This window comes from Haloarchaeobius marinus (assembly GCF_051207415.1).
In the GTDB taxonomy this organism is placed as follows: domain Archaea; phylum Halobacteriota; class Halobacteria; order Halobacteriales; family Natrialbaceae; genus Haloarchaeobius.
The window spans coordinates 98983-121559 of record NZ_JBPKGD010000001.1; the positions used below are offsets into that span (position 1 = coordinate 98983).

The 22577-nt window shown below is 67.7% G+C and carries 27 protein-coding genes, 1 tRNA gene and 1 other RNA gene; 14 read left to right on the forward strand and 15 right to left on the reverse strand.

Features of this window, described 5'->3' with window-relative positions:
* Position 1: 1 nt before the first annotated feature.
* Together ACSC1W_RS00575 and ACSC1W_RS00580 are read right to left on the reverse strand one after the other, a co-directional pair.
* Positions 2–1429 (reverse strand): DUF402 domain-containing protein, encoded by a 1428-nt coding sequence (locus tag ACSC1W_RS00575; protein WP_435344462.1) that lies wholly within the window; start codon positions 1427–1429, stop codon positions 2–4.
* On the reverse strand, positions 1426–1800 hold the full coding sequence (locus ACSC1W_RS00580) for a DUF7532 family protein (protein ID WP_435344463.1): 375 nt from the start codon (positions 1798–1800) through the stop codon (positions 1426–1428). Before ACSC1W_RS00580 ends, ACSC1W_RS00575 begins: the two co-directional genes overlap by 4 nt.
* 424 nt (positions 1801–2224) lie before the next feature.
* On the opposite strand from ACSC1W_RS00580, the gene ACSC1W_RS00585 reads away from it, so the two are divergent.
* Entirely contained in the window at positions 2225–3259 is a 1035-nt protein-coding gene (locus tag ACSC1W_RS00585) for a PrsW family intramembrane metalloprotease (protein ID WP_435344465.1), read from the forward strand.
* Here the strand turns inward: ACSC1W_RS00585 and ACSC1W_RS00590 are convergent.
* Complete coding sequence (locus ACSC1W_RS00590; RefSeq protein WP_435344467.1) at positions 3256–3852, reverse strand: riboflavin synthase; 597 nt, start codon at positions 3850–3852, stop codon at positions 3256–3258. The two genes, ACSC1W_RS00585 and ACSC1W_RS00590, sit on opposite strands and share 4 nt — an antisense overlap.
* Positions 3853–3965: 113 nt before the next feature.
* Here ACSC1W_RS00590 and ACSC1W_RS00595 point away from each other — a divergent pair, with 113 nt between their 5' ends.
* Positions 3966–4226, forward strand: a complete 261-nt coding sequence (locus tag ACSC1W_RS00595) for a DUF7533 family protein (RefSeq protein WP_435344469.1) — start codon at positions 3966–3968, stop codon at positions 4224–4226.
* On the opposite strand, the gene ACSC1W_RS00600 is transcribed toward ACSC1W_RS00595, so the two are convergent.
* The 4 genes from ACSC1W_RS00600 to ACSC1W_RS00615 all read right to left on the reverse strand — a co-directional run bounded on the left by ACSC1W_RS00600 (position 4200) and on the right by ACSC1W_RS00615 (position 7743).
* Positions 4200–5303: a M24 family metallopeptidase gene (locus ACSC1W_RS00600; RefSeq protein ID WP_435344470.1), complete on the reverse strand. Its 1104-nt coding sequence runs from the start codon at positions 5301–5303 to the stop codon at positions 4200–4202. The genes ACSC1W_RS00595 and ACSC1W_RS00600 overlap by 27 nt on opposite strands.
* Before the next feature lie 3 nt (positions 5304–5306).
* Positions 5307–7148, reverse strand: a complete 1842-nt coding sequence (locus tag ACSC1W_RS00605; protein ID WP_435344472.1) for a UvrD-helicase domain-containing protein — start codon at positions 7146–7148, stop codon at positions 5307–5309.
* A 120-nt stretch (positions 7149–7268) separates the two neighbouring features.
* Positions 7269–7427, reverse strand: a complete 159-nt coding sequence (locus ACSC1W_RS00610) for a DUF7563 family protein (protein ID WP_435344474.1) — start codon at positions 7425–7427, stop codon at positions 7269–7271.
* 130 nt (positions 7428–7557) lie between these two features.
* Positions 7558–7743, reverse strand: a complete 186-nt coding sequence (locus tag ACSC1W_RS00615) for an HVO_0416 family zinc finger protein (RefSeq protein WP_435344476.1) — start codon at positions 7741–7743, stop codon at positions 7558–7560.
* Positions 7744–7890: 147 nt separating this feature from the next.
* On the opposite strand from ACSC1W_RS00615, the gene ubaA reads away from it, so the two are divergent.
* The 7 genes from ubaA to ACSC1W_RS00650 all read left to right on the forward strand — a co-directional run bounded on the left by ubaA (position 7891) and on the right by ACSC1W_RS00650 (position 12397).
* Positions 7891–8703 (forward strand): SAMP-activating enzyme E1, encoded by an 813-nt coding sequence (ubaA, locus tag ACSC1W_RS00620; protein ID WP_435344478.1) that lies wholly within the window; start codon positions 7891–7893, stop codon positions 8701–8703.
* A 63-nt stretch (positions 8704–8766) separates the two neighbouring features.
* A complete protein-coding gene (locus ACSC1W_RS00625) occupies positions 8767–9282 on the forward strand; it encodes a GNAT family N-acetyltransferase (RefSeq protein ID WP_435344480.1) in 516 nt (171 codons plus the stop codon).
* 92 nt (positions 9283–9374) lie between these two features.
* Positions 9375–10370, forward strand: a complete 996-nt coding sequence (locus ACSC1W_RS00630) for a ring-cleaving dioxygenase (protein WP_435344482.1) — start codon at positions 9375–9377, stop codon at positions 10368–10370.
* The gene (locus ACSC1W_RS00635; protein WP_435344484.1) at positions 10367–11017 is read left to right on the forward strand and encodes an alpha/beta hydrolase; all 651 of its coding nucleotides are present in this window, start codon (positions 10367–10369) and stop codon (positions 11015–11017) included. Before ACSC1W_RS00630 ends, ACSC1W_RS00635 begins: the two co-directional genes overlap by 4 nt.
* A 76-nt stretch (positions 11018–11093) precedes the next feature.
* Positions 11094–11438 carry a dihydroneopterin aldolase family protein gene (locus tag ACSC1W_RS00640; protein WP_435344485.1) on the forward strand — a complete coding sequence of 115 codons (345 nt, stop codon included), beginning with the start codon at positions 11094–11096 and terminating at the stop codon, positions 11436–11438.
* A complete protein-coding gene (locus ACSC1W_RS00645) occupies positions 11435–11866 on the forward strand; it encodes a MaoC/PaaZ C-terminal domain-containing protein (RefSeq protein WP_435344487.1) in 432 nt (143 codons plus the stop codon). The genes ACSC1W_RS00640 and ACSC1W_RS00645 overlap by 4 nt, the downstream gene beginning before the upstream one ends.
* Before the next feature lie 117 nt (positions 11867–11983).
* Positions 11984–12397 (forward strand): DUF5790 family protein, encoded by a 414-nt coding sequence (locus tag ACSC1W_RS00650; RefSeq protein WP_435344489.1) that lies wholly within the window; start codon positions 11984–11986, stop codon positions 12395–12397.
* A gap of 42 nt (positions 12398–12439) precedes the next feature.
* Here ACSC1W_RS00650 and ACSC1W_RS00655 read toward each other — a convergent pair whose 3' ends face one another.
* From ACSC1W_RS00655 to ACSC1W_RS00665, 3 genes are all read right to left on the reverse strand, one after another.
* Positions 12440–13156, reverse strand: coding sequence for a creatininase family protein (locus tag ACSC1W_RS00655; protein ID WP_435344491.1), 717 nt, complete (start codon positions 13154–13156; stop codon positions 12440–12442).
* Between the two features lie 184 nt (positions 13157–13340).
* Positions 13341–13517 (reverse strand): DUF7501 family protein, encoded by a 177-nt coding sequence (locus ACSC1W_RS00660; protein ID WP_435344493.1) that lies wholly within the window; start codon positions 13515–13517, stop codon positions 13341–13343.
* Between the two features lie 161 nt (positions 13518–13678).
* Positions 13679–15613 (reverse strand): ABC transporter ATP-binding protein, encoded by a 1935-nt coding sequence (locus ACSC1W_RS00665; RefSeq protein ID WP_435344495.1) that lies wholly within the window; start codon positions 15611–15613, stop codon positions 13679–13681.
* 307 nt (positions 15614–15920) lie between these two features.
* Here ACSC1W_RS00665 and ACSC1W_RS00670 point away from each other — a divergent pair, with 307 nt between their 5' ends.
* Positions 15921–16175: a hypothetical protein gene (locus ACSC1W_RS00670; protein ID WP_435344497.1), complete on the forward strand. Its 255-nt coding sequence runs from the start codon at positions 15921–15923 to the stop codon at positions 16173–16175.
* Between the two features lie 78 nt (positions 16176–16253).
* Here ACSC1W_RS00670 and ACSC1W_RS00675 read toward each other — a convergent pair whose 3' ends face one another.
* Both ACSC1W_RS00675 and ACSC1W_RS00680 read right to left on the reverse strand, forming a co-directional pair.
* On the reverse strand, positions 16254–16526 hold the full coding sequence (locus tag ACSC1W_RS00675) for a DUF7538 family protein (RefSeq protein ID WP_435344498.1): 273 nt from the start codon (positions 16524–16526) through the stop codon (positions 16254–16256).
* 56 nt (positions 16527–16582) lie between these two features.
* Positions 16583–17089, reverse strand: a complete 507-nt coding sequence (locus ACSC1W_RS00680) for a DUF192 domain-containing protein (protein WP_435344500.1) — start codon at positions 17087–17089, stop codon at positions 16583–16585.
* Between the two features lie 68 nt (positions 17090–17157).
* Here ACSC1W_RS00680 and ACSC1W_RS00685 point away from each other — a divergent pair.
* From ACSC1W_RS00685 to ACSC1W_RS00695, 3 genes are all read left to right on the forward strand, one after another.
* Positions 17158–17231 (forward strand) — tRNA-Val (locus tag ACSC1W_RS00685).
* A gap of 76 nt (positions 17232–17307) precedes the next feature.
* Positions 17308–17442: a hypothetical protein gene (locus ACSC1W_RS00690; RefSeq protein WP_435344502.1), complete on the forward strand. Its 135-nt coding sequence runs from the start codon at positions 17308–17310 to the stop codon at positions 17440–17442.
* A 46-nt stretch (positions 17443–17488) separates the two neighbouring features.
* Positions 17489–18589 (forward strand): aminopeptidase, encoded by a 1101-nt coding sequence (locus ACSC1W_RS00695; protein ID WP_435344503.1) that lies wholly within the window; start codon positions 17489–17491, stop codon positions 18587–18589.
* A 28-nt stretch (positions 18590–18617) separates the two neighbouring features.
* Here ACSC1W_RS00695 and rnpB read toward each other — a convergent pair.
* An RNA gene (rnpB, locus tag ACSC1W_RS00700) (RNase P RNA component) lies at positions 18618–19023 on the reverse strand.
* A gap of 252 nt (positions 19024–19275) precedes the next feature.
* Between rnpB and ACSC1W_RS00705 the strand changes: the two genes are divergently transcribed.
* On the forward strand, positions 19276–19884 hold the full coding sequence (locus ACSC1W_RS00705) for a TIGR00296 family protein (RefSeq protein ID WP_435344505.1): 609 nt from the start codon (positions 19276–19278) through the stop codon (positions 19882–19884).
* Positions 19885–19952: 68 nt separating this feature from the next.
* Here ACSC1W_RS00705 and ACSC1W_RS00710 read toward each other — a convergent pair whose 3' ends face one another.
* Both ACSC1W_RS00710 and ACSC1W_RS00715 read right to left on the reverse strand, forming a co-directional pair.
* Positions 19953–21101 (reverse strand): nicotinate phosphoribosyltransferase, encoded by a 1149-nt coding sequence (locus ACSC1W_RS00710; protein WP_435344507.1) that lies wholly within the window; start codon positions 21099–21101, stop codon positions 19953–19955.
* Between the two features lie 30 nt (positions 21102–21131).
* Positions 21132–22553, reverse strand: a complete 1422-nt coding sequence (locus ACSC1W_RS00715; RefSeq protein WP_435344509.1) for an Hvo_1808 family surface protein — start codon at positions 22551–22553, stop codon at positions 21132–21134.
* Between the last annotated feature and the right edge of the window lie 24 nt (positions 22554–22577).

Sequence of the window (22577 nt, forward strand, 5' to 3'; positions counted from 1 at the left end):
GTCACTCCAGTGCGCGTTCCACCGCGGTTGCGACGTCGCGCGCTTTCTTCGCGAGCGCCTCCGGCACGTACCCGGCGTCGACGGCCTCGTCGAGTTCGTCGTCGTCGACGCGTTCGACCGTCCCGTCTGCGTGGCGAACCACGTCGACGTGCAGGTCGACGTACCGGGCCACGTCCGGGAACAGTTCGACCGGCGTGCAGACGTTGACGTACGTCCCCTTCGAGACGCCGTCCTCGTCCCGGTAGACCGTCGGGTACCACCAGCGCCCCTCCTTCAACTTCGTGACGGCCGTGTCGCCCGACTCGCGAGGGACGCCGAGGGCGTCGTACGTGCCGCCGCCGGTCATCGACCGTTCGACGGTGAGCGTCCCCGCCTCCGGGTCGAGTTCGGTGACGGTCCCCCGGCCGAGGACCAGGAGGCGCCCCTCGGGTTTGCCGTGCCCGAGCGAGATTCGGTCGCCCTCGCGCGGGCCGAACCCCTCGCTGACGGCCGCGAACGGGAACGAGTCGCCGCCCGGGTCCTCGCAGACGCCCTCGACGAAGTCGACGGCGGTGCTGGCCGACCGGGTGGCGGCCTTCACGCGGTGGTGCCCGTACATCGTCGTCTCGACGTCCCGGCGGACCTCGTCGAGCGCGAACCGACTCTCGCGACCGAACCAGACCCAGGCGGTGGCCTCCCCCTCGGCGACCGGGGCCGGCGCCTCGTCGGCCCGGGCGTCGTCCGCGCCCCCGGCCGCCTCGTCGAGCGTCTCCGCACGTTCGACGGCCGCGGCGAGTGCGTCGCCGAGCGCCCCCACGTCCGCGTCGGTGGCCGCACGCTGCCAGCGCACCCCCCAGCCGTCGGGCACCGTCGCGGAGAGCAGGTCGGTCGTCCGGACCAGTTCGGTCGCGCGTTCGTCGCGCACGTCGGCCGAGACGCCGCTTCGCCCGCGCGAGAGTTCGACCAGTCCGCCGTGGACCACGAGGTCGGTCGTGAGTTCCGGCCGGTCGCCCTCCCACGGCGGCGTCGGGTCGGTCACCTGCACGCGGAGCACGTCGCCGTCGTCGACGTACCCGTCGGTCGCGTCGTACGGGAGGAACCCCTCGAACGGGCCGCAGTCGACGACCGCGCCGGAACCGAGCGTCTCGGTGACGACGCCGTCGGCGACCGTCCCGCGCCCTGCGGGGTCCGTCCACGAGAGCGCGTCGACGGCGACGCTCGTACACGCGTCGCGGACGCGCTGGACGGCGTCTCCGTCGCCGACGATGCCGACGCCCTGCCTGTCCCGCGTCGTCTCGACGGCGACGGCCGCCGGCCTGGCGGAGAGGTCCACCTCGTCGTCCTCGAACCGGCGACGGATGGGTGGGGAGGCCTGTGCCACCTCGAAGCCCTCGTCGAGGAGGAGTCTGGTGAGGGCCGTCGTGTAGATGCCCCTGACCCGGACCGTCATAGGGCCTCGCGGGTCGGCGCGAACCTGACCCGGTCGTGGACGCTCGGGCCGAGCGTGAGTTCGACCGTCCCGTCGTCCAGCACGCGGCCGTCCTCGACGTAGACGCCCCAGGTGTCGAAGCGAAGCCAGCCGCGCATCTCGGCGGCGTGGGTGGTGATGTCGCAGTACTCGACCGTGTGTTCGGGGAACGTCGCCGTCGAGTGTGCCTGGTCCATGTCGGAGTACACCACGTCGTTCGTCTCGAAGAACGCGACGAGCGCGTCGGCCTCCTCGGCCGTCCGCTCGACCACGCCCTCGGAGGCGGCGCGGAGCTGGTCCTGGGACAGACCGACCTCGCGCAGTGCCGCCTGTGTCCGCTGGTCGAAGTGCATACTTGCCGCTACTTCTGGGAGGCTCTTGAAGGTGGCTTCACGGCGTCAGTCGTCGGCGAGCGTCCCGCTCCAGGCGGATGGACGCTGGGTAGAAGTGGGGCGAGAAGTGCGGGTCGGTTCCGGGGACGGTGCGTCGTGCGTCGGGTCGGTCGGAGTGTCGGGTTCGTCGTCTGTAAAGCCTGTTAGTGTCGGTACTGGTTTTCGAAACCCGGGGTCGTCCTCCGTCGGTAGGGAGGTGTATAGCATTCGACGGCTGTTCTCTGGAGTCATTACTTCGTACAGTGGCGTTCGTGTTGATAAACTTCCCCTAATACACGTATTGTGAATCAATGTCATTCTAGGACGAGTGGCCTCCGTCGTCACCGTCCGCCCGCCGGTCGGTAGGGGGAACCATTACGGGGCCGTTGGTCGAACCAGTGGCACGATGAGTCCACACCGCGACCCGATCGAACGGGCCGCCGACCGTGACCGGGACCTGTACGAGATAGCGACCTGGGAACCACGGACCGAGTTCGACGGCATCGCGGTCGCCGTCTACGAGGGCTTGCGGCCGGCCGCACGGTGGGCCGTCGTCACGGTCGCGCTGGTCGTCACGCTCGGGTTGTTCGTCTTCGGTGGACTGGCCACTGTCACCAACCCCGTCGTCGGTACGTTCGTCCTGCTCTCTATCGTCCCCGCGCTGTTGCTCGCCATCTACGTCTACAGGAGCGACGTGACGACCCAGGAACCGCTCGCGTTGCTCGCCGGAACGTTCCTCCTCGCCATCCTCTTCTCGACGTTCGCCAGCATCGTCAACACGCTGACCAGCACGGCGTTCGGGGCCGTCGGGTTGCCAACCGACGCGTTCCCCGGTGCGTTGCTCTTCTTCCTCTTCGTCGTCGGGCCCGGTGAGGAGTTCGTGAAGTGGCTCGCGGTCAAGATGTACGCCTACCGGCAGACCGAGTTCGACGCCGTCATCGACGGCGCGGTGTACGGCGCGGTGGCCGGACTCGGGTTCGCGACCATCGAGAACGCCTTCTACATCACCCAGTTCATCGAGAGCACCTCGCAGGTCCCGATAATCGACGCCGGGTCGAACATCGCCGCGGTCCGTGCGCTGGCCGGGCCGGGTCACGTCATCTACTCCGCCATCGCCGGTTTCTACCTCGGTCTGGCCAAGTTCAACCGCGAACACTACGGACCGATCGTCGTCAAGGGCCTGTTGCTGGCGGCGCTGTTCCACGCGACGTACAACATCACGGTCAACGCCGCACCCGCCGTCATCGAAGTCTTCACCCCACTGGGCGGGTTCGAGTCGAGCATCGCCTACATCGTCCTCTACGACACGCTCATCGGACTGTTCCTCTACCGGAAACTGCGGCGGTACAAGCGGGAGTACAGGTCGGTCGGCGTCTCGGCAGACCGGGAGGCCGAACGGCGGTCCGAACTCGCCGAGTTCGACGAACCGCCACGGTACTAGACTGCCGCGTCGTCCAGCATGTTCTCGACGTACTTCGCGACCACGTCGACCTCGAGGTGGACCGGGTCGCCAGGGGCCTTCTCGGAGAGGTTCGTCAGGTCGTACGTCGTCGGGACGATGGCCACCGCGAAGCCGTCCTCGTCGCGGTCCGCCACCGTGAGGCTGATGCCGTCGAGGGTGACCGACCCCTTCTCGACCACGTACCGACCGAACCCCTCGGGCAGGTCGAACTCGAACCGCCAGTCCTCCCCGACGGGTTCGACCGACCGGACGGTCGCCGTCGTGTCGACGTGTCCCTGCACGACGTGGCCGTCGAACCGTCCGTCGGCCGGCATCGCACGCTCCAGGTTCACGACGTCGCCGACGCCCACCTCCCCGAGGTACGTCTTCTCGACCGTCTCGCTCGCGAGGAACACTTCGAAACTCGTCTCGTCGTAGGCCTCGACCGTCAGGCAGACGCCGCTGACGCTGATGCTCGCCCCGTGGTCCACGTCGGCGAGTACCTCGTCGCCGGCGATCCGGAGGCGACGCCCGTCGTCGGTGACGGTCACGTCGGCGACCGTCCCCGTCTCCTCGACGATTCCGGTGAACATGCGACGACGTTGGGGGCGACGAGTCAAAACGCTCCTGATTCGGGCGTGGCGGTCGCCCGTCGACGGACTCGTTCGGACCTTTTTTGCCCGCCTGCCTCCTACGACCCGTAGAGATGGGTAGCAGCCTCTTCGGACAGTTCGGGTTGATGGTGACGCTCGTGTTCGCGCTCCCGGCGATGGCCGCCGGCGTGGACCTCTTCCTCAGCGGCACCCGAACCTGGGGTGCCGCACTCGTCGGAATCGGCGTCCTGATGGTGCTCATCGAGAAGTACGTCGACAACCCGTTCGACGTCGGCAGTCTCGTCGGCGACGCGGTCATCGACGCCGCGGTCAAGGAACCCGACGAGCTAGAGGACGACTCCGGGAGCGAGTGAGCGCGGGAACGCGCCCAGGGGCCGCCCGCCGTCGTCCGTGACGGCGACGAGGTCGGCCAGGCGAACGCGACCTTCTGTCGCGTCTGCGACCGTCACGTCGAGCGCCAGCACCGCACCGGCGGGCAGGGCACCGTCGTCGAGCGTCGGCGGTTCGCGCCGTTCCAGGCCGACGCCGTACCCGCCCGAGTCGGGGTGCGGTTCGAAGCCGTAGGCACGCACCTCGGCGTCGAGTTCGGTTCCGACGGCCGCGCCGGTGCCCGGTTCGAGTTCGGCGACGGCCGCGTCGAGTGCTCCCTCGGCCGCGAGCTGGGCACGTCGGGTCCACCCGCCGTCGCCGTCGACGACGAACGTGCGGACGAGTCGGCCGTGGAGGCCGTCGGGACCGCGCGGTGCGAGGTCGACGACGACGGTCTGTCCGGGTTCGAGCGCCGCCTCCGACCGCGGCGTGGCGGGGTCGCCGCCGACGCCGATGGCGGTGTAGGTCGGACGCATCCCCTCACCGGCGATGGCGGCGTCGACCTCGCGCCGGAGTCGGAGCGCGGTCAGCGGTGCGTCCGCCCAGTCGAGGCGACCCTCGTGGGCGTGCGCCTCGTCGAGTACGGCGGCGGCGCGTCGCATCCCGGCGCAGGCGGCCGACTGTACGGTCGACTGACGCAACTGCTCGGCGTCGGTCTTCACGACGCGGGCGTCGTCGACGACGGCCGTCGATGCCACCTCGTAGCCGGCGTTCTCGAGGTAGAGGGCGGCGTCGTGGGGGACGGTCCGGGGCGTCAGCACGGTCCCCGACAGGCCGAGGTCGTCGAGGGCGACGCCGACGCGCTCGCCGGTCGGGATGGACCCGCCGGCGGGCAGCACCCGGTCGCCGGGGAACGTCTCCGTCGCCGCCGCCGGGGCGTCGGGCGCCAGCAGCAGCGACTGATCGGGCGTGACGACGACGGCGAGTTCGCCGTCGACGGCGTCTACGCGGCCGAGGTGCCGGAGCGTCGGGTCGTCCTCGCGGCCGACGTGGACGAACGCGCAGGCGTCGCGTTCGCGTAGCTCGTCACGGACTGGTTCGTACGAGACGGGGAGTGGCATCGCTCAGTCCGCGACCTCGGCCGGTTCGGTCGCGAGTTCCGCGATCTCGTCCGCGTCGGCGCCGGTCAGTTCGTTGTTCATCAGCACGTCGATGGTCAGCGTCGGTGCGCCACTGACGAGGTTCTCGAGGAGCACGAGGCGCTCGCGGGCGCGGGACATCCCGACGTAGAAGACGCGGCGCTCGTTGTCGGTCAGCACCGGCACGGGCGAGGTGGTCTTCGTGAACTCCACGTCGTCGGAGAGGTCGTCCTCGTCGACGGTGGCGACCATCTGCTCGACCACCTTCTCGGTCAGGTCCGTGCCCATGAACACGTGGTCGGCTTCGCGACCCTTGGCGGAGTGGATGGTGCCGACGCGGACGTGGTCGCGGTCCATGCCCCGGTAGTCGCTGGAGGCGAAGTACGCCTTCATCGACTTGCGCTGGAAGGAGGTGACCTTCCGGACCATGTCGGAGGCGGAGGCCGGACCGGGCATGAACGGGACGTAGTCGCTCACGAGGTCGGGGTCGATGTCGAGGTTCGTGAGGTCCTCCACGTCGGCCGCCTCCTGTTCGGCGTCGATAGCGTCGAACAGTTCGTCGCGCTCGTTCGTCCCGAACGCCGAGTCCTGGAGCATGTCCGCCAGTCGGCGGGCCTGCAGGCCGTTGATGGACTCGTCCTCGTCGAGTTGCTCGACGGCGGTGACGTAGTCGTCGAGCCTGTCGGTCCACATCCGCTGGTCCGTCAGGGACTTGAACGGGATGCCCTCCGTGATGAACTCGTCGATGAACTGGAACATCTGGTACCGTGCCCGAAACAGCACCATCACCGTCCCCTCGTCGCTCTGGATGGTCCGGCGGACGTTCCGCACCAGGTCGAGCATCGAGGGGTTCGAGACGGCCTCGACGACGCCGCCCTCCTTGCGTGGTTTCAGGTCCTTGTCCTGGCGCTTGTCGATGTGTCGAATCTCGCGGTTGACCACGTTCAGGATGCGCGAGGGCAGTCGGTAGGAGTTCGGGAGGATGATGTCCTCGTCGGGGGCCGCCGACAGGAGGAGGTCGGGGTCTGCACCCTGCCACGCGTAGACGACCTGGTCGTCGTCGCCGGCGATGAGGACGCCGTCCATGTGGGGCTTCCACTCCTCGTACACCTCGTGCTGGAGCGTCGTGATGTCCTGGAACTCGTCGATGACGAGGTAGTCGACGTTGGGGAGCAGCGAGCGCTGCTTGACCCGTTCGAGCATGTCGGCGAAGCCGGTGAGTTCGTTCTCGCCCTTGTACGTCCGCCAGCCTCGGATGACCTCGGGGACGTCGATGCGGTCGTCGTCGGACGGCCACGTCGGCGTGTACTTGTTCCCGTCCTGTGCGTTGGGGTCTATCTCCGGCGGGAGACGAACCTCCTCGACGTTCCACTGGAAGGGCACGTCGTACCAGTCGGCGACGTCCCGTCGGGTCCGCTGCAGCCACTGCGAGGTGGCGATGATCTTGTTCCCGATGGTCGTCGACCGGGCGGTCCGGCGGCCGGCACCACCGTACTCGTCCTCGTACTCGATGCCGTACTCCTCACAGAAGTCCTCCTTGTCGGACTCGCCGACGACGTCGCCACGGGAGAGGTTCAGGAGTTCGTACGCCTTCGCGTGCATCGTACAGACGTTCCCCTGGAGCGAGCGTGGGTTGACGTCGAGGCGCTCCGCGAGTCGTTCGCGGACCTCTGCGGCGGCCGCACGGGTGTAGGAGACGACCAGTATGTCACGATAGTCTACGTCCTCGTCCTCGAGCAACTCTTCGACCTGGTCGAGGAGCGCGGTCGTCTTACCGCTCCCCGGTCCGCCGAAGAGACGGGTCAGTTTCGTCTCGTCATCACTCATTGGACACATACTGGGGGCCGATACGTATAAGAGCGGTGGGTTCGTCGCGGTGCCGGAATCGGGGGGCTGCGCCCGGGTCGCCCGCGACCCGTCAGCGAACGGAGTTGTCGGAGACGCTACCTAGTTGTTGCGGGGGGACCGGGCCTCACGCACGTCACTTCCGTCACGGATCTTGTCCTTGCAGTTCGGACAGACGCGCGGGTCGTCGACTTCGCGCGGTGTGAACACTCGAGCGTAGGCTTCCGTGACGAAGGACCCGCAGTTCTGACATTCCGGCATTTGAATCTCTACGACTGTGTTGTAGAATTATGTCTAATAATGTTATCGACAAACGGTATCGCTTGCCGCGTCTATCGCGTATGACGCCTCTCGTCGGGCGGATTCGGTCGAGAAGTGTCGGGTGGCCGGTTCAGGCCGAGGCCGGTTCCCACCCGCAGACGGTACAGTCGTCCGCGTCCTCGTCGTGGAGCGCCATGCAGTCGGGACACTGTAGCTTGTTGTAGTTTCGATCCCACCCTACCGGTTCTGTCTCGTGGCCGCGGTCTGCGAGGAATTTGTCGAACACGTCGTCACCGGTTTCAGGTGCGGACGCCATACACCATGGTACGCCTTGACAAGTTAAATCCGTTGTGGTGCGACAGTATCTGGCACCTGTAGCCGCCGTCTCGTCGTATCCGCCGTCGCTCGTGGTCCGGGCGGTGCGGGCGTGAACGTTTTTCGCTCGCGGCCCGAACCGGGAGGTATGACCGACCTCTCGCTCTCGCCCACGGAACTGGACCGGTACTCCCGTCACGTCATCATGGACGAGGTCGGGCCCGAGGGACAGGCGCGACTGCTCGACGGGTCGGTCCTCTGCGTCGGCGCGGGTGGCCTCGGGTCGCCGGTGCTCGCCTACCTGGCCGCCGCCGGCGTCGGCCGCATCGGCATCGCCGACGACGACGTGGTCGAGCGCTCGAACCTCCAGCGACAGGTCGTCCACCGGGACGCCGACGTGGGCCGACCGAAGGTCGACAGCGCAGCCGAGTTCGTCGCCGAGAACAACCCGGACGTGACCGTCGAGCGCCACGAGTGCAGGGTCGACGCCGACACCGTCGCCGACCTCGTGGCAGACTACGACCTCGTCGTCGACGGGTCGGACAACTTCGCCACGCGCTACCTCGTCAACGACGCCTGCGTCGTCGACGAGACGCCGTTCGTCCACGGGGCAATCTACCGGTTCGAGGGCCAGGCCACGACGTACCTCCCCGGCGGCCCCTGCTACCGGTGCGTGTTCCCGCAGGCCCCCGAACCGGGGACCGTCCCCGACTGCGCGACGACCGGCGTTCTCGGCGTCCTCCCGGGCGTCGTCGGGTCCATCATGGCGACCGAGGCGGTCAAGTACTTCGTCGGCGTCGGCGACCTGCTCGACGACCGGTTGCTCGTCTACGACGCGGCCGACATGACCACCGACGAGGTACCCGTCGCCCGGAACCCGGACTGTCCCGTCTGTGGCGACGACCCGTCGGTCCGGACCGTCGCCGACGTGTCCTACTCGGACACCTTCGCCGTGGAGTGACCGGGGACAGCCACGACTGCAGGACCGACCGAACTACGCCCCTCTGGGGACACACCGACGCGTATGCACGTTCGCGACGCCGTCCCCACCGACGCCGCCGCCGTCCTCGAACTCCACTGCGCCGCCATCGCCGAACGCGGTCCCGGCGGCTACGACGCCGAGGTCGTCGAGGCGTGGGCGTCGGGTCGGAGCGTCGACGACTACGACTTCGACTCGGACGAGTTCGTCGTCGCCGAGACGGACGCAGGCGGAGACAGCGACGACGACGCCGGCGGTGACGTCGTCGGCTTCGGAACGGCGACGAACGAGTGCCGGGAGCACCTCGACTCGACGGTCGACGCCGAGGTGACCGCCGTGTACGTCGCCCCGTCGGTGGCCTGCCAGGGCGTCGGCACGGCGATACTCGGCGACCTCCACGACCGGCTCCGGGACCGGGGCGCCTCGACGGCGGCCCTCTGGTCGTCGCGCAACGCCGTCGGGTTCTACGAGCGTCGCGGGTACGAGCGCGTGACGACGCACGTCCACGAGTTCGCCGAAGGCGTCACCGGCGACGTGGTAGAGATGCGGACGAGGCTCTGAGGCACGTCGCGCGACCGCGCCGGTGACACGCGGGTAACCTGCCGACGCGACCGTCCACACGCTATTTGCCTGCTGACGGTGTAGTACGGGATATGACGGCACCCGACCGAGTGCACGGCCTGCACCACGTGACGGCGGTGGCGGACGACCCGGACGAGAACGTCGCGTTCTACACCGACGTCCTCGGACTGCGACTCGTCAAGCGGACGGTCAACTTCGACGACGTCGCCACGTACCACCTCTACTACGGCGACGAACGAGGGACGCCGGGGACCTCGATCACGTTCTTCCCGTTCGAGGGGACCCGCCAGGGTCGCGTCGGGCGGGGGATGGTGAGCGCGACCGCGTTCCGGGCCCCGTCGGATTCCCTGTCCTACTGGCGAGAGCGCCTGGAGGCCAGCGACGCCGCTGTCGCCGTGGACGAGGAGCGCTTCGGCGAGACGGTTCTCCCGTTCCGCGACCCGGACGGCCAACCGCTCGAACTCGTCTTCGGCGAGGAACCGGGCGACGACGCGGGCCAGACGGTCCAGCCGTGGACGGACGGGCCGGTCCCAGCCGAGTACGCCGTCCGGGGCTTCGCCGGTGTGACGCTCCTTCCCACGGACGTCGACGTGACCCAGCGCGTGTTGCAGCAGATGGGCTACGAGCGTGGCGAGACGTCGGACGACCGGACCCGGTTCACCGTGCCGGACCGCGCTGGCGTGGTCGACGTGGTCGACCGACCGGACGCGCCCGACGGTCGACCGGGGTCCGGGACGGTCCACCACGTCGCGTTCCGGACGCCCGACGAGGAGACCCAGCTCCAGTGGCGCGAGACCCTGACCGACGCGGGCCAGTACGTCACGCCACAGAAGGACCGCCAGTACTTCCGGTCCATCTACTTCCGTGAACCGGGTGGCATCCTGTTCGAGATAGCCACCGACGGCCCGGGATTCACCGTCGACGAGTCCATCGAGGACCTGGGGTCTGCGTTACAGCTCCCCCCGTGGCTGGCCGACGACCGGGAGCGCATCGAGGGTCGCCTGCCGCCGCTGACCGGCGACGACGGCACGACGGGAGCAGCGACGTCGCCCGGTGAGACCCAGTGAGCGACGCCGACCCGCACGCCGGTGCGCGAATCGAGACGGCCGGTGCGTCCCTCGAAGACGCGCGGGCCGCCGTCGTCGCGCTCCACGGTCGCGGTGCGTCGCCCCGGAGCGTCCTGAGCCTCGCACCGGAACTCGACGTGCCGGGCGTCGCCTGGCTCGGCCCGCAGGCCACACGGAACACGTGGTACCCCCACGCGTTCACGGCCGACCTCGCGGACAACGAACCGCACCTGTCGTCGGCGCTCTCGCTGGTCGCGGATACGGTCTCACGGGCCGTCGACGCCGGCGTGGCGCGCGAGCGCGTGGTCGTCCTCGGCTTCTCCCAGGGTTCCTGTCTCGGGAGCGAGTTCCTCGCGCGCAACGCCACACGCTACGGCGGACTGGTCGTGTTCAGTGGCGGCCTGATCGGCCCCGACGGGACGCCCCGGGACTACGACGGCGACCTCGACGGGACCCCCGTGTTCCTCGGCTGTGGCGACCACGACCCCCACATCGCGGTCGGGCGCGTCCACGAGACGCGAGACGTGCTGGCAGACCTCGGAGGCGACGTGACCGAGCGCATCTTCGAGGGGATGGGCCACACCATCGTCCCCGAGGAACTCGACGCCGCCAGGGAGATACTCGAATCGGCCGCCGCGGACGAGTGAGACGCCGGTCGGGTCGCCGGTCGAACGAACCGCCGGGACCGGAACGGACTTCCACGCGCCGGGCGAGACGACGGACATGGACCCGACCGAATCGGAGACGGCCTGCTTCGAGGCGGGCATCAAGTTCGGGACGCTGTACCACCAGTTCGCCGGGACGCCGGTGTCCCCGGACAGCGCGACGAGTCTGGAACGGGCGATGGCGGAGGCCATCGAGAACCAGCCACACTGCGTCGACGTGTCGGTGGACATCCTCGAGTCGGAACTCGAGTCCGCACTCGCCGACCAGAGCGCCGACTACGCGGAACTGACGGGCCGGTTCATGGAGGTCGAGATGGTGGTCGAGTACGAGGGGACCCACGTCGAGGCGAGCATGACCATGGAGGGCGACTACCCGATGATGCGGGTGGACAGGGTGGAATGAGGTACTTCGAGGACCTCGACGTCGGCGAGACGCACGACCTGGGAACGTTCCGCCTGAGCGCCGAGGAGATACGCGAGTTCGGCGAGCAGTTCGACCCGTTGCCGATGCACGTCGACCCGGAGGTCGAGGAACCGTTCGGCGGCCTGGTCGCGAGCGGCTATCACACGCTGGCGGCGACGAACCGCGTCGTGACCGAGGGGTTCCGCACCGACGTCGCCGGCGTCGCGGGGATGAGCATCGAGGACCACCGGTGGCACGCACCGGTGTTCCCCGACGAGGAACTGGCGGTCTCCCTCGAGATCGTCGAGAAGCGCCCATCGGCCGGGCGACCGGGGACCGGCGTCGTCCGGGAGCGCATCCGAGTGACCCGCGACGGGGACCCGGTGTTGACCTTCGACAGCGTCGGCCTCGTGCGACGCCGGGAGTGACGGTACTGGTTCGTTTCGATTTCCGTCCGCTCTTCCGGTGATTCACCGGCCGAGTCCTCCGATTCCACTTTCACTTTCAGGCAGGTATTTAACCACCTCCCCGCCGAATCCTGGGGCATGAGCCAGTCCACCCTGAACGACGACGAGCTGTTCGGCGAGGCGGCCACCGAGATGCGTGCGGACGTCGAGGAGTCGCTCGCGGACGCCTGGGACGAACTTCCGGACCCCGACGACGTCTGGGAGACGGACGCGGACAACGTCCTCGGCGTGCTCAACGGCCTCCGGTCCGCGCTGGACGTCGGCGACGCCGAGGAGCACCTGCGGGACGCGAAGAAGTGGTTCACCATGGGCCAGCGCGCAGACGCCTTCGACGACGCCGACGACCTCGAGGCGGAGATCGCCGACCTCGAATCGGTCATCGCGGACATCACCGAGGCCGGCGAGCAGGTCGGCGACCTCACGTCGACGATTCCGGGACTCAAGAGCACGCTGGAGGAGGCCCGGGCCGACGAGGACGAGGCCGACGACTGAACCTCCGACGACGCGCCGCACCGTCGCACCAGGAGTGACGGTCTACCGACCGGATATCGCGTCTAGCAGGGTCAGCAACTTCTCTACGGCGTCGTCCAGCACCGCTTCCCCGCGCTCGGCGCTGGCGTCGCTCGGGTCGCCGACGTTCCCCGCGTCGGCGAAGTCCCGGAAGTCGTAGGCGACGTTCACGCCGGCGACCCAGTCCCCGAAGCCGTCGCCGGCGCCGGCGGCGGCCTCGTCGAAGCGCTCCTCGTGGAGCAGTCCGGCGTCGATGGCGGCGACGACGCTGGTCTCGACCGGTCCCCCGTGTCCCAGTCCGTCGAGCAGGTCCCCGTCGACCGTGTCGAACCACGTGAACGGGACGGTGTAGGCGGTGCCGTCCCGGGTCACGCGCGAACAGACCTCACGCACTGCGGCGGCGTTGCCGCCGTGGCCGTTGACGACGACGACCCGGTCGAAGCCGTGATATGCCAGGCTCTCGACGGTCTCGCGGACGTACGCCCGGAAGGTGTCCTCGGAGACCCAGAGCGTCCCGTCGAAGTGTCGGTGCTCCTCGGCGATGCCGACGGGGACGACCGGGGCGACGACGAGTTCCTCGTCGGCCGCCTCGGCCGTCCGCGCTGCGATTTCCTCGGCGCTCATCGCGTCGGTGCCGAGCGGTGCGTGTGGCCCGTGCTGTTCGGTGCTGCCGACCGGGAGGAGCGCCGCATCGGCGTCGGAGTCCCGGACGTCGGTCCACGTCGCCTCCGTGAGATGCATGTCGGTTCGGACGGCCGGGCGGGTCTTGTATCCGCCGTCTCGTGGGTGCGTCGTCGACCCGCAGACGGTCCGTCGTTGACGCGTCGGCCCCCGTCACTCGTGACGTGCGTGGAGCGTTCTCACTCGGCCGTTCGCGTCGGGTCGGAAGAAGTGGCCACTCGACAGTTCGTCGGTCGTCGTCGGTTCACGCGCCGCCGAAGTCGTCGGTGAGGTGGAACCGCCAGGCGTCGAAGCCCGACTTGCACTCGGGGCTGGTCTTCAGGTGGTCGACGAAACCGGCCCCGGGGTCGGCGAGGGGGTTCCCACAGAAGGGGCAGGTGTTCGAGTCGGTCCAGTTCGCGGTGGGCGTGCCGGTGGACATACACACAGCTTCGGCGACTTCACATATCAATGCTCCCTATCATGTAATAGGTCTCCTAGAATGTGTTCAAATAGCTCTAGTACGAGAAGTGCTACCGTGCGACACCACCGTGGCCGGTTCGGCCGCGAGAGATCGGCCCGACGGGCAGGCACCAGGACCGGTCAGTCGTCGTCGCCGACCTCGGTCCGGGCCTGTCGCTCCTGTGCGCGCTCGATGAACTCCTGTGGGAGTTCGTCTATCTCGCCGGCCTGGACGCCCCACAGGTGGGCGTACAGGTCCTCGTTCGCGAGCAGTTCGTCGTGGGACCCGCGCTCTTTGACCCTGCCGCCCTCGAGGACGAGTATCTGGTCGGCGTCCTTGATGGTCGACAGGCGGTGGGCGATGGCGAACGTCGTCCGGTCAGCCGCCAGGTCGTCGATGGAGCGCTGGATGAGCATCTCCGTCTCGGTGTCCACGTCGGACGTCGCCTCGTCCAGCACCAGTATCTCGGGGTCCTTGAGGATGGCCCGGGCGATGGAGAGGCGCTGGCGCTGCCCACCGGAGAGTTTGACGCCGCGTTCGCCGACCTCCGTGTCGTAGCCGTCCGGGAGGTTCTGGATGAACTCGTGGGCCTCCGCCATCTTCGCGGCCTCGACGACCGCCTCGCGGTCGGCGTCGAACGTCCCGTAGGTGATGTTCTCCTCGACCGTCCCGTAGAACAGGAAGGTGTCCTGCGAGACGTAGCCGATGTGCTTGCGGAGGCTCTGGATGGTCACGTCCCGGAGGTCCTGTCCGTCGATGACGATGGAGCCGTCCTCCACGTCGTACATCCTGAGCAGGAGTTTCAGGACGGTCGACTTCCCGGCTCCCGTCGGCCCGACGAGGGCGAGCGTCTCCCCGCCGTCGACCTCGAACGAGACGTCCTCGATGATGGTCTCGTCGTCGTACCCGAACGTCACGTCGTCGTAGACCACGTCGCCGTCGTCGACCACCAGGTCGTCCGCGTCGGGGTCCTCCTCGATGCGCGACGGTTCGTCCATCAGGCCGAAGATGCGCTCGGCGGAGGCGCGGGCCCGCTGGTACATGTTGATGATCATCCCGAACTGGGCCATCGGCCAGATGAACTGCTGGGACAGCAGGATGAACCCGGTGAACTCGCCGATGGTGAGGGTGCCGGTGAACGGCCCCGGGGCGGGGTTCCCGTTCGCGCTGGCGAACACCCACAGGCCACCGATGAGGAAGGTGATCATGTAGCCGACCCCTGCGAGGACGCGCAGGCCGGGGAAGAACTTGATTCGCGTGTCGATGGCGTCCCAGTTGGCGTCGAAGTAGTCGTGGGAGACGTCGTCGACGCGGTCGGACTCGTAGTCCTCGGTGTTCGACGTCTTGATGACCTGGACGCCACCGAGGTTGTTCTCCAGTCGCGAGTTCAACTTCCCGACCGACGACCGCACGTCGGCGTACTTCGGCTGGATGGTCTCGACGAACTTGTACGTGAACAGGGCGATGAGGGGCACCACGCCGACGGTGACGAGCGCGAGTTGCCAGTTCCAGTAGAAGAGGATGCCGGCGATGCCGACCACCATCACGGAGAGTCGGAAGGCGGAGTTCATCCCCTCGTTGAGGAACCGCTCGAGCCTGTTGACGTCGTTCGACAGGATGGACATCATCTCGCCGGTCTGCTTGTCGGCGAAGAAGTCCATGTTGAGCCGTTGCATCTTGTCGTACGTGTCGGTCCGGATGTCGTGCTGGATGTGCTGGGCGAAGGAGTTCCACCCCCAGTTCCGCGTCCAGTGAAACGCCGCCCCGCCGAAGAAGCCGAACGCGATGAGTCCGGCGGAGAACCAGAGCTGTCCGGCCTCCGTCTGTGGAAGCCACGCGTCGGGGACGAACAGGATGGTGAACTCCTGCTCGTTGTAGAAGATGGCGTCGATGGCAAGCGTCAGCATCACCGTCGGGATGAGGTCGAGCAACCGGGCGACGACGCTGGAGAAGAGCCCGACGACGAACGCCAGCGTGTTCCGGGACCCGTACTGGAGGAACAGGCGCTTCATGGCGTTGTCCGCCTTCTCGCGCTGTTCCTCGAACGGGTCGTCGTCTTCTGTCGCGATGCTCATTGTGAGTCGAGTCGTGTCTCGAACTGAAAAGGCTTGTTACGTTTCGAAACAGTTGGCGGAAGGGACTGCCGCGAGCGGAACCTGCCGTGGTGCATGCGTTCGACTGAACACACCCATATATAAACACCTCTCTGTGGTTCGGTAGCAAGCGACAAACCGGTGGTCGCCGCTTACAGACGGCGTTCGAAATACGGAGCGCGTACTCGGTACCCGGGGGTCGGTACGCTCGGGAATCGGAGTTCCCGGCGGCAGCCCCATTCCTGTATCCATCGAAACACTTTGGTCGATTCGACGTGTGTCCCTGCGCATGGTACTGCCGGTCGCACTCGGTGTCGATTCGTTCCCACTGGCGGACCTCTTCGTTTCGATGGGCATCGTCCTGCTCATGATCGTGGCGATCGTCCTGGACCTCCATTTCGACATCCTCGTGGTCCGTGCAGTGACGTCCGGAGGGGACACCGAACCGCCGGAATCGAAGGTCAACTGTTCGGCGTGTGGTGCCCGGAACTCCGGTTCTCGAACGCGGTGTAAAACCTGTGACGAACCGTTACCGACCGAGTAGTGGTTCCTGGAGGAGATAGTTCTCCATCCGAGGTCCCCCGTAATTCCGGAGGAGTCCCCAGACGGGAGACGGTGTTTACTACAGACTGCGACGCTCGACGTCGGGGTCGACGCCCGACTCGGACAGGTCCTCGCGGATGCGCGCCCGCAACGGGTCCGGGACGGTGTTCCGTCCGACTGGAACCGCCGTCTCGCCGTCGCCTTTGACCTTCCAGTAGAGGACGCAGTCGCTCGGGGCGTAGTACTCGATGCTGTACCGGTCGCCGGCACCCTCGTAGTGGACTCGGGCGGCGAACCCCTCGTCGCGCCAGCCCTCGCGCGATGCGAGCGCTGCAGTGGCGTCGTCACTCATGCCCGAACGTCCACCGGGCGGCGTGGTAGGCGTTGCGGTCGACTCGCCGTCGCTGGTCACGAGGAGGCGTTGTAGGTCACGTCGACGTGGTCGCCGACCTCCATCCCGGTCTCGTTCGCGTAGCCACGGGGTACCTCCAGGACGTACATCCCGGTTCCGGTCGCCGTGATCTCCTCGCCGTCCTCGCCGGGTTCGGGCGCACGCTTGTGGTGGATGCTCGTGATACGGCCGTCCTCACCGACGAAGATGATGTCAAGCGGGAAGTCCATCTGGCGCATCACGTACGTCCGTTCCTGTTCATCGTCGTAGACGAACCACATCCCGTTCCCGGGGGCCAGCGACTCGTGGTCGCTGAGGCCGGTGATCCGCTCCTGTCGCGTGTCTGCGACCTCGACCGCGACGACCGCCTTCTCGGTCCCGTCCTCGTCGGTGACGGTGACGACCCCGCCGTCGTGTCTGTTCTCGCCGGGCAGTTCGACGACGCCGACGTACCAGAACAGGCCGACGACGAGGCCGAGGGCGACGACCAGCAGAGCGACTCGGAGGGCGCGTTCTCGGTCCACACCCCGTGTTGGGAATCGCACAGAAAAAAAGGAAGTGTTATTCCGCCGGGTTCGCTACGACGGAACGCGGGGTGGTGGTCTAGTAGGTCATGACACCTCCCTTACAAGGAGGAGGTCGCCAGTTCGACTCTGGCCCACCCCACTTCTGTTCGACGGACTGGACGACGACGTGCAGAGTCGTCACAAAGATAACCCCTGCCCCGATACACCCGTCAACGATGCCAGAGTACTACGTGGTGGTGGACGGTCACGAGTTCGAAGGGCCGTTCGAGGACCGGAAGACGGCGAAGCGACGGGCGGACGAACTCAACACGAACGAGGTCGGCGGACGGTACCGGGTGGCGGCGAAGTAGTTCGACTCCGGTCCAGTTTTGTGTCCGACCGTCGGAGTATCGCGCCATGGACGAACGCATCCGGGAACACGCCGAGGTGCTCGTGAACTGGAGCGCCCGCGTCGAACCGGGCGACAACGTCATCGTGACCGTGGACGAGGGCGCACACGACCTGGCCGTCGCAGTCGCCGAGGAACTCGGCGCAGTCGGTGCGAACATGTCGGTGCAGTACGGGTCGAGCGAGGTCACCCGTGCCTACCTCAGGAACCACGACCGAGACTTCGACGAGGACCCGGCCCACACGCTCGCACACGTCGAGAACGCCGACGTGGCGCTCCGCCTGGGTGGTGGACGGAACACCAGCGCGATGGCCGACGTCCCCGCCGAGACCAGGCAGGCGTCCTCGAAGGCCACCCAGAAGGTCCGCGAGGCGTGGATGGACACCGACTGGGTGTCGACGCTCCACCCGACGCGCTCGCTCGCCCAGCAGGCCGGGATGGCCTACGAGGAGTACCAGAACTTCGTCTACGACGCCGTCCTGCGCGACTGGGAGTCCCTCGCCGAGGAGATGGCCAGGATGAAGGAGATTCTCGACGAGGGGAGCGAGGTCCGCCTCGTCAAGGAGGGGACGGACATCACGATGTCCATCGAGGGACGCACGGCGGTCAACTCAGCCGCCTCCGTCGCCTACGACAGCCACAACCTCCCCAGCGGCGAGGTGTTCACCGCCCCGTACGACGTCGAGGGCGAGGTGCTGTTCGACGTGCCGATGACGTTCCGGGGCAAGCGCGTCAGCGACGTGCGCCTCGTCTTCGAGGACGACGAGGTCGTCGAACACAGCGCCGCCCAGAACGAGGACGTCCTGACCGCCATCCTCGACACCGACGAGGGTGCCCGCCGACTGGGCGAACTCGGCATCGGGATGAACCGGGGGATCGACCGGTTCACGGACAACATCCTCTTCGACGAGAAGATGGGCGACACCGTCCACATGGCCGTCGGCCGCGCCTACGACGCGAACCTGCCCGAGGGCGAACCGGGCAACGATTCGGCGGTCCACGTCGACATGATAACCGACGTGAGCGAGGACTCGTTCCTCTCCGTCGACGGCGACGTGGTGCAGCGAAACGGGACGTTCAGGTGGGAGGAAGGGTTCGACGACGACTGAAGAGCGCCGTCGCTCGCGAACTCGAATCGGCAGAGAGGAGTAAGCCCCCTTCTGTTCGTCCCGGCATTCGGCTGAGCGTCCGTCGCCACGTGTCCGAACTACCTTACGGCGCGGACTTGCACCGGTGGGGTTTCGCCGTTCCATCCGTTCTCGCTCGTCCGGGGCGTGGCCGCGGACGGCCACGCGCGCTCGGCGGGTCAACTCCCTTCCCTTGCGGGTCGGTTCGCGCGCTCACGGCTCGCGCCGTTCGCGCCGGGCGGTGACTCGCGTCGCCGCTCGCGCCTCATCGCTCGGAGCGAGGGGTCTCGTTTCTGTTCCAGAGCCAGCGGTTTCCCGCTCCGGGCTTGCGCCCGGCCACCTGTTCGGACGGTGGGGGGACTTTCCTCACGAACCGTGTCCGAAGGACACGTCGCGGAAGCCAGGCTCTCTCTACCGTGTGAATCTACCGCCGTCCGCCGTTTAAGTGTCTCGGTCGGGTCGACCGTCATCTCACGCGCCCGAGAGGATTATACTGGTACTACGACCGTATCGTCGACGGGGTGGACGTGACGCCGACGGGTCAGTCAGACGGCCCGGAGAGGACGAAATCGGCAGGTATGGTGCCCGTTAACGACTCGTTACTCCATGTTAGGGAGTGACGAATCGAAACGAAAGCGTTCAAGAGCATGTCGGTCCATGGTGAATGTATGTCGAAGGCACAGAGCGTCAGTCTGACCTACGACGACGGGGCACGGGCCGTCGAACTCGCCAGAGAAGCGGTCGAGGGCTTCGTCTTGAACGGTCGTCGGGAGCAGCCGGGGAGCATGATCGACGCCTTCTACAACCGCACTGGGGCGTTCGTACGGCTCGAATCCACACGTGGGCGTGGGAGCCTTCGCGGATGCGCCGGTGGGTACGACTCGAACGACCAGCTAGGGCACGTCATCGTCGACGCCGCGATAGAGGCAGCGAGCGCGGACTCCTGTGGCTCGGAGGTCACGCCGACCGAGCTATCCAGTCTCACAGTGTCGGTCTGCTGTGTCTGCAACGTCGTCCTCACGGACAATCCCCTCGACGACATGGAACTGGGCGAACACGGCGTCGCCATCGACACCGGCTCCGAACGCGGGTGGCTCTACCCGACCGTCCCGGTCGAACACGGCTGGACCAAAGAGGAGTACCTCGGCCGCGTCTGCCGGAAGGCCGGGCTCCCCCCGACGGCCTGGCAGCAGGAGGACGTGATGGTGACCCTGTTCGAGGGACAGATATTCCGCGAGCGCGAACCGGAAGGCAGCATCGAAGAACTGACCAGGTAGGCTGCGCGGAGCGCGGGCAGTCGCCGACACCGAACGACGCGTGTGGGACAGGGCCGGAACGCTGATTCTCACTCCAGGCCGACGCGCTCGGCGTCGGCGAGCGCCCGTCGCGCCGCCTCGTCCACGTCGAACTCCCTGACGAGTTCACCGTCCCGGAGCAGTGGCTCCAGCAACGGTTCGGCGTCCGCCGGTCCCGGCGCGTCCGCGAGGGCGACGGCGTGGCCGCCGTCGTCCGTCCGGTACACCTGTTTCGCCCCGGAGAGCTTTCCTCGCTTCGCCGCCGGTTCGCCGTCGACGGTCACGATGTCGAGCGCGAAGTCGACGGGGTCGGCGTTCGTGACGTGGCTCCCGACGCCGAAGCCGTCGGCGACGTCGCGCAGTTCGCGGAGCGCCCCGGCGGTCAACCCGCCGCTCAGGAACACGCCGACGTCGTCGTACCCGCGAGCGTCGAGTTCCCAGCGCACCTCGCGGACGATGTGTCTGAAGTCCCCGCGTCGCGACCCGGTCGTGTCGAGTCGGACGCCGTCCAGGTCGTCGCCGAGTTCCTCGACGGCACGCAACACCTCGTCGACCTCGTCGGTGTAGGTGTCACACAGGGCGATCCGGGGGACGTCTTCCGGTGTGCTCTCGTGGAACGCGCGCCAGGCACGTTCCTGTTCGCCCCGGCCCATGCAGATGACGAGGGCGTGGGGCATCGTCCCGCTGGCCTGCCGACCGAGTATCTCGCCGGCGGCGACGTGGGAGAACCCGTCGAAGCCGGCGACCAGCGCGCTCCGCTCGACGACGGCCGCCAGCGACGGGTGGACGTGCCGGGCACCGAAGGAGAGTACCTGCGAGTCGGGTGCTGCCAGTCTGGCCTCCAGCGCGGCCGTCGCGAAGCCGGTGGCCTGCGAGAGGAACCCGAGCAGCGACGTCTCGAACCGGGCGAACTCCAGGTACGGCCCCTCGATTCGCATCACTGGGCCGCCGTCGAACAGTCGGCCCTCCCGGATCGAGTCCACGTCGAGTTGCCGTCCCGAGAGGAGTCGTGCGGCGTCTGCTACGCCGGCCAGGAGTTCGAACTCGCCGGTCGGGAACTGGTCGGCGGTCACCTCCGCGACCACGGTCGGGTTCGTCCCGGCGTAGTCGAGCGCTGCTTCGAGTCGTTCGAAGTAGGCGTCGGTCGCCCGACCGTCGCGTATCGCCTCCCCTGGGACCGTATCGAACGGGTCGTCCATAGCGTTCGCTTGACGTGCCGCCCGAAAAACCTACACGGTTGTGACTTGCCTCCTCGTCCGGTCGGTGGCGGTGTTGGTCGACCCGGTGGCCGCCGGTGCGTGGACGCCGTCCAGGTCGCCGACTGTCGGAGCGTTCACGACGAGTACGGTCTCGCCGGTCCTGACGACGTGGAAGGCGTCCTGGAACTCCCCGTCGGGGACGACGTAGACGCCGTCGCCACGGGAGTCCGCACCGTTGGCTTCGAGCACGCCCTCGTAGGCCCGCACGAACTCGCGAGCGTCGGCGGTCGTGTCCCACGTCGTCTTCCAGACGTAGCCGTAGTCGGAGCCGTCGGTGTAGAACGCCATCCGGTCGCCGCCCCAGCCAGCCGAGTCGGGGTGGTCGTACGTGTATCGACTGACGTCGCTCTCGGTAGCGGTGAGGTGGTCTCGCGGCACCACCTCTGCGTACCACAGCATCGAGTAGATGTACGTCTCGCCGGCCGTCTCGAGTATCGGCTCGCCGTCGTCGGACAGCCGCTGCCACTCGCCGGACGAGCGGTCGGGGAGGGACACCGACGCCGGGCGCTCGTCGGGGTAGGCCTCCGGATGCACGAGCTGTTCGGTGCTGACCGGGCGGTCGGCGAACGCGGCGTCGACGGCGTCCCAGCCGCCGCGTTCGTGGAGTCGGGCGACGAACGCCTCGCCCTCGGCGTACGGGACGTACGTCGCCACGGAGAGACCGAGGTTCACGTCGCCCCCGCCGCTGTCACCGGTGGCCTCGGGGACGGAGATGCAGTCGAACCGGCCGTCGGAACACCGGCGCTCGTACAGCGTCTCGACGTAGTTCGCGTCCCCCTCGACGACGCCGACCGCGGCCAGTCGTCCGTCCTTCGTCCGTGCACTCGACCCGATGCCCAGTCGCTGGTCCTGGAGCGCGTGTTCGAGTTCGTGGACGAGCGTCCCCCGCGAGAGCCTGAGGTCGTCGGGGGTGTCGCTCACGACGACGATGTCCCCGCCGGAGTAGTAGCCGAGCACCGAGGACCCGTACAGTTCCCCGAACGCGTCGTCGACGGTGGTGTCCTCGCCGACGATGAACAGCGACTCCCAGAACTGCTCGCGCCACGCCTGGGAGGGACGGCCGTCGCCGCGACGTTCGCGGTACGTCTCCCGGGAGATGACCTCGACCGAGACGTCGTCGGTGAACTCGTAGCCGCGGATGCGCTCGATGCGGGCCATCGCCCGTGCGGTGACCGCGTCGATCTCGGCCTGGGTGAGTCCGTCGCTGGACTCGACGGGGACGGAGTCGTTCCACCAGTAGCCGTCCTCCCAGCCGATGACGTCCTCGTTCCCGTCCGGGTCGGGACGGTTCGATTCTGGTTCGGCCAGCCGGTCGTCGGCGAACCCGAGACCGATACAGCCGGCGAGGAGGACCAGTCCGAGGAGGCAACCGACGGCGGCGAAACCTCTCATGGGTCTCCGTTCGGCGGCCGCGGC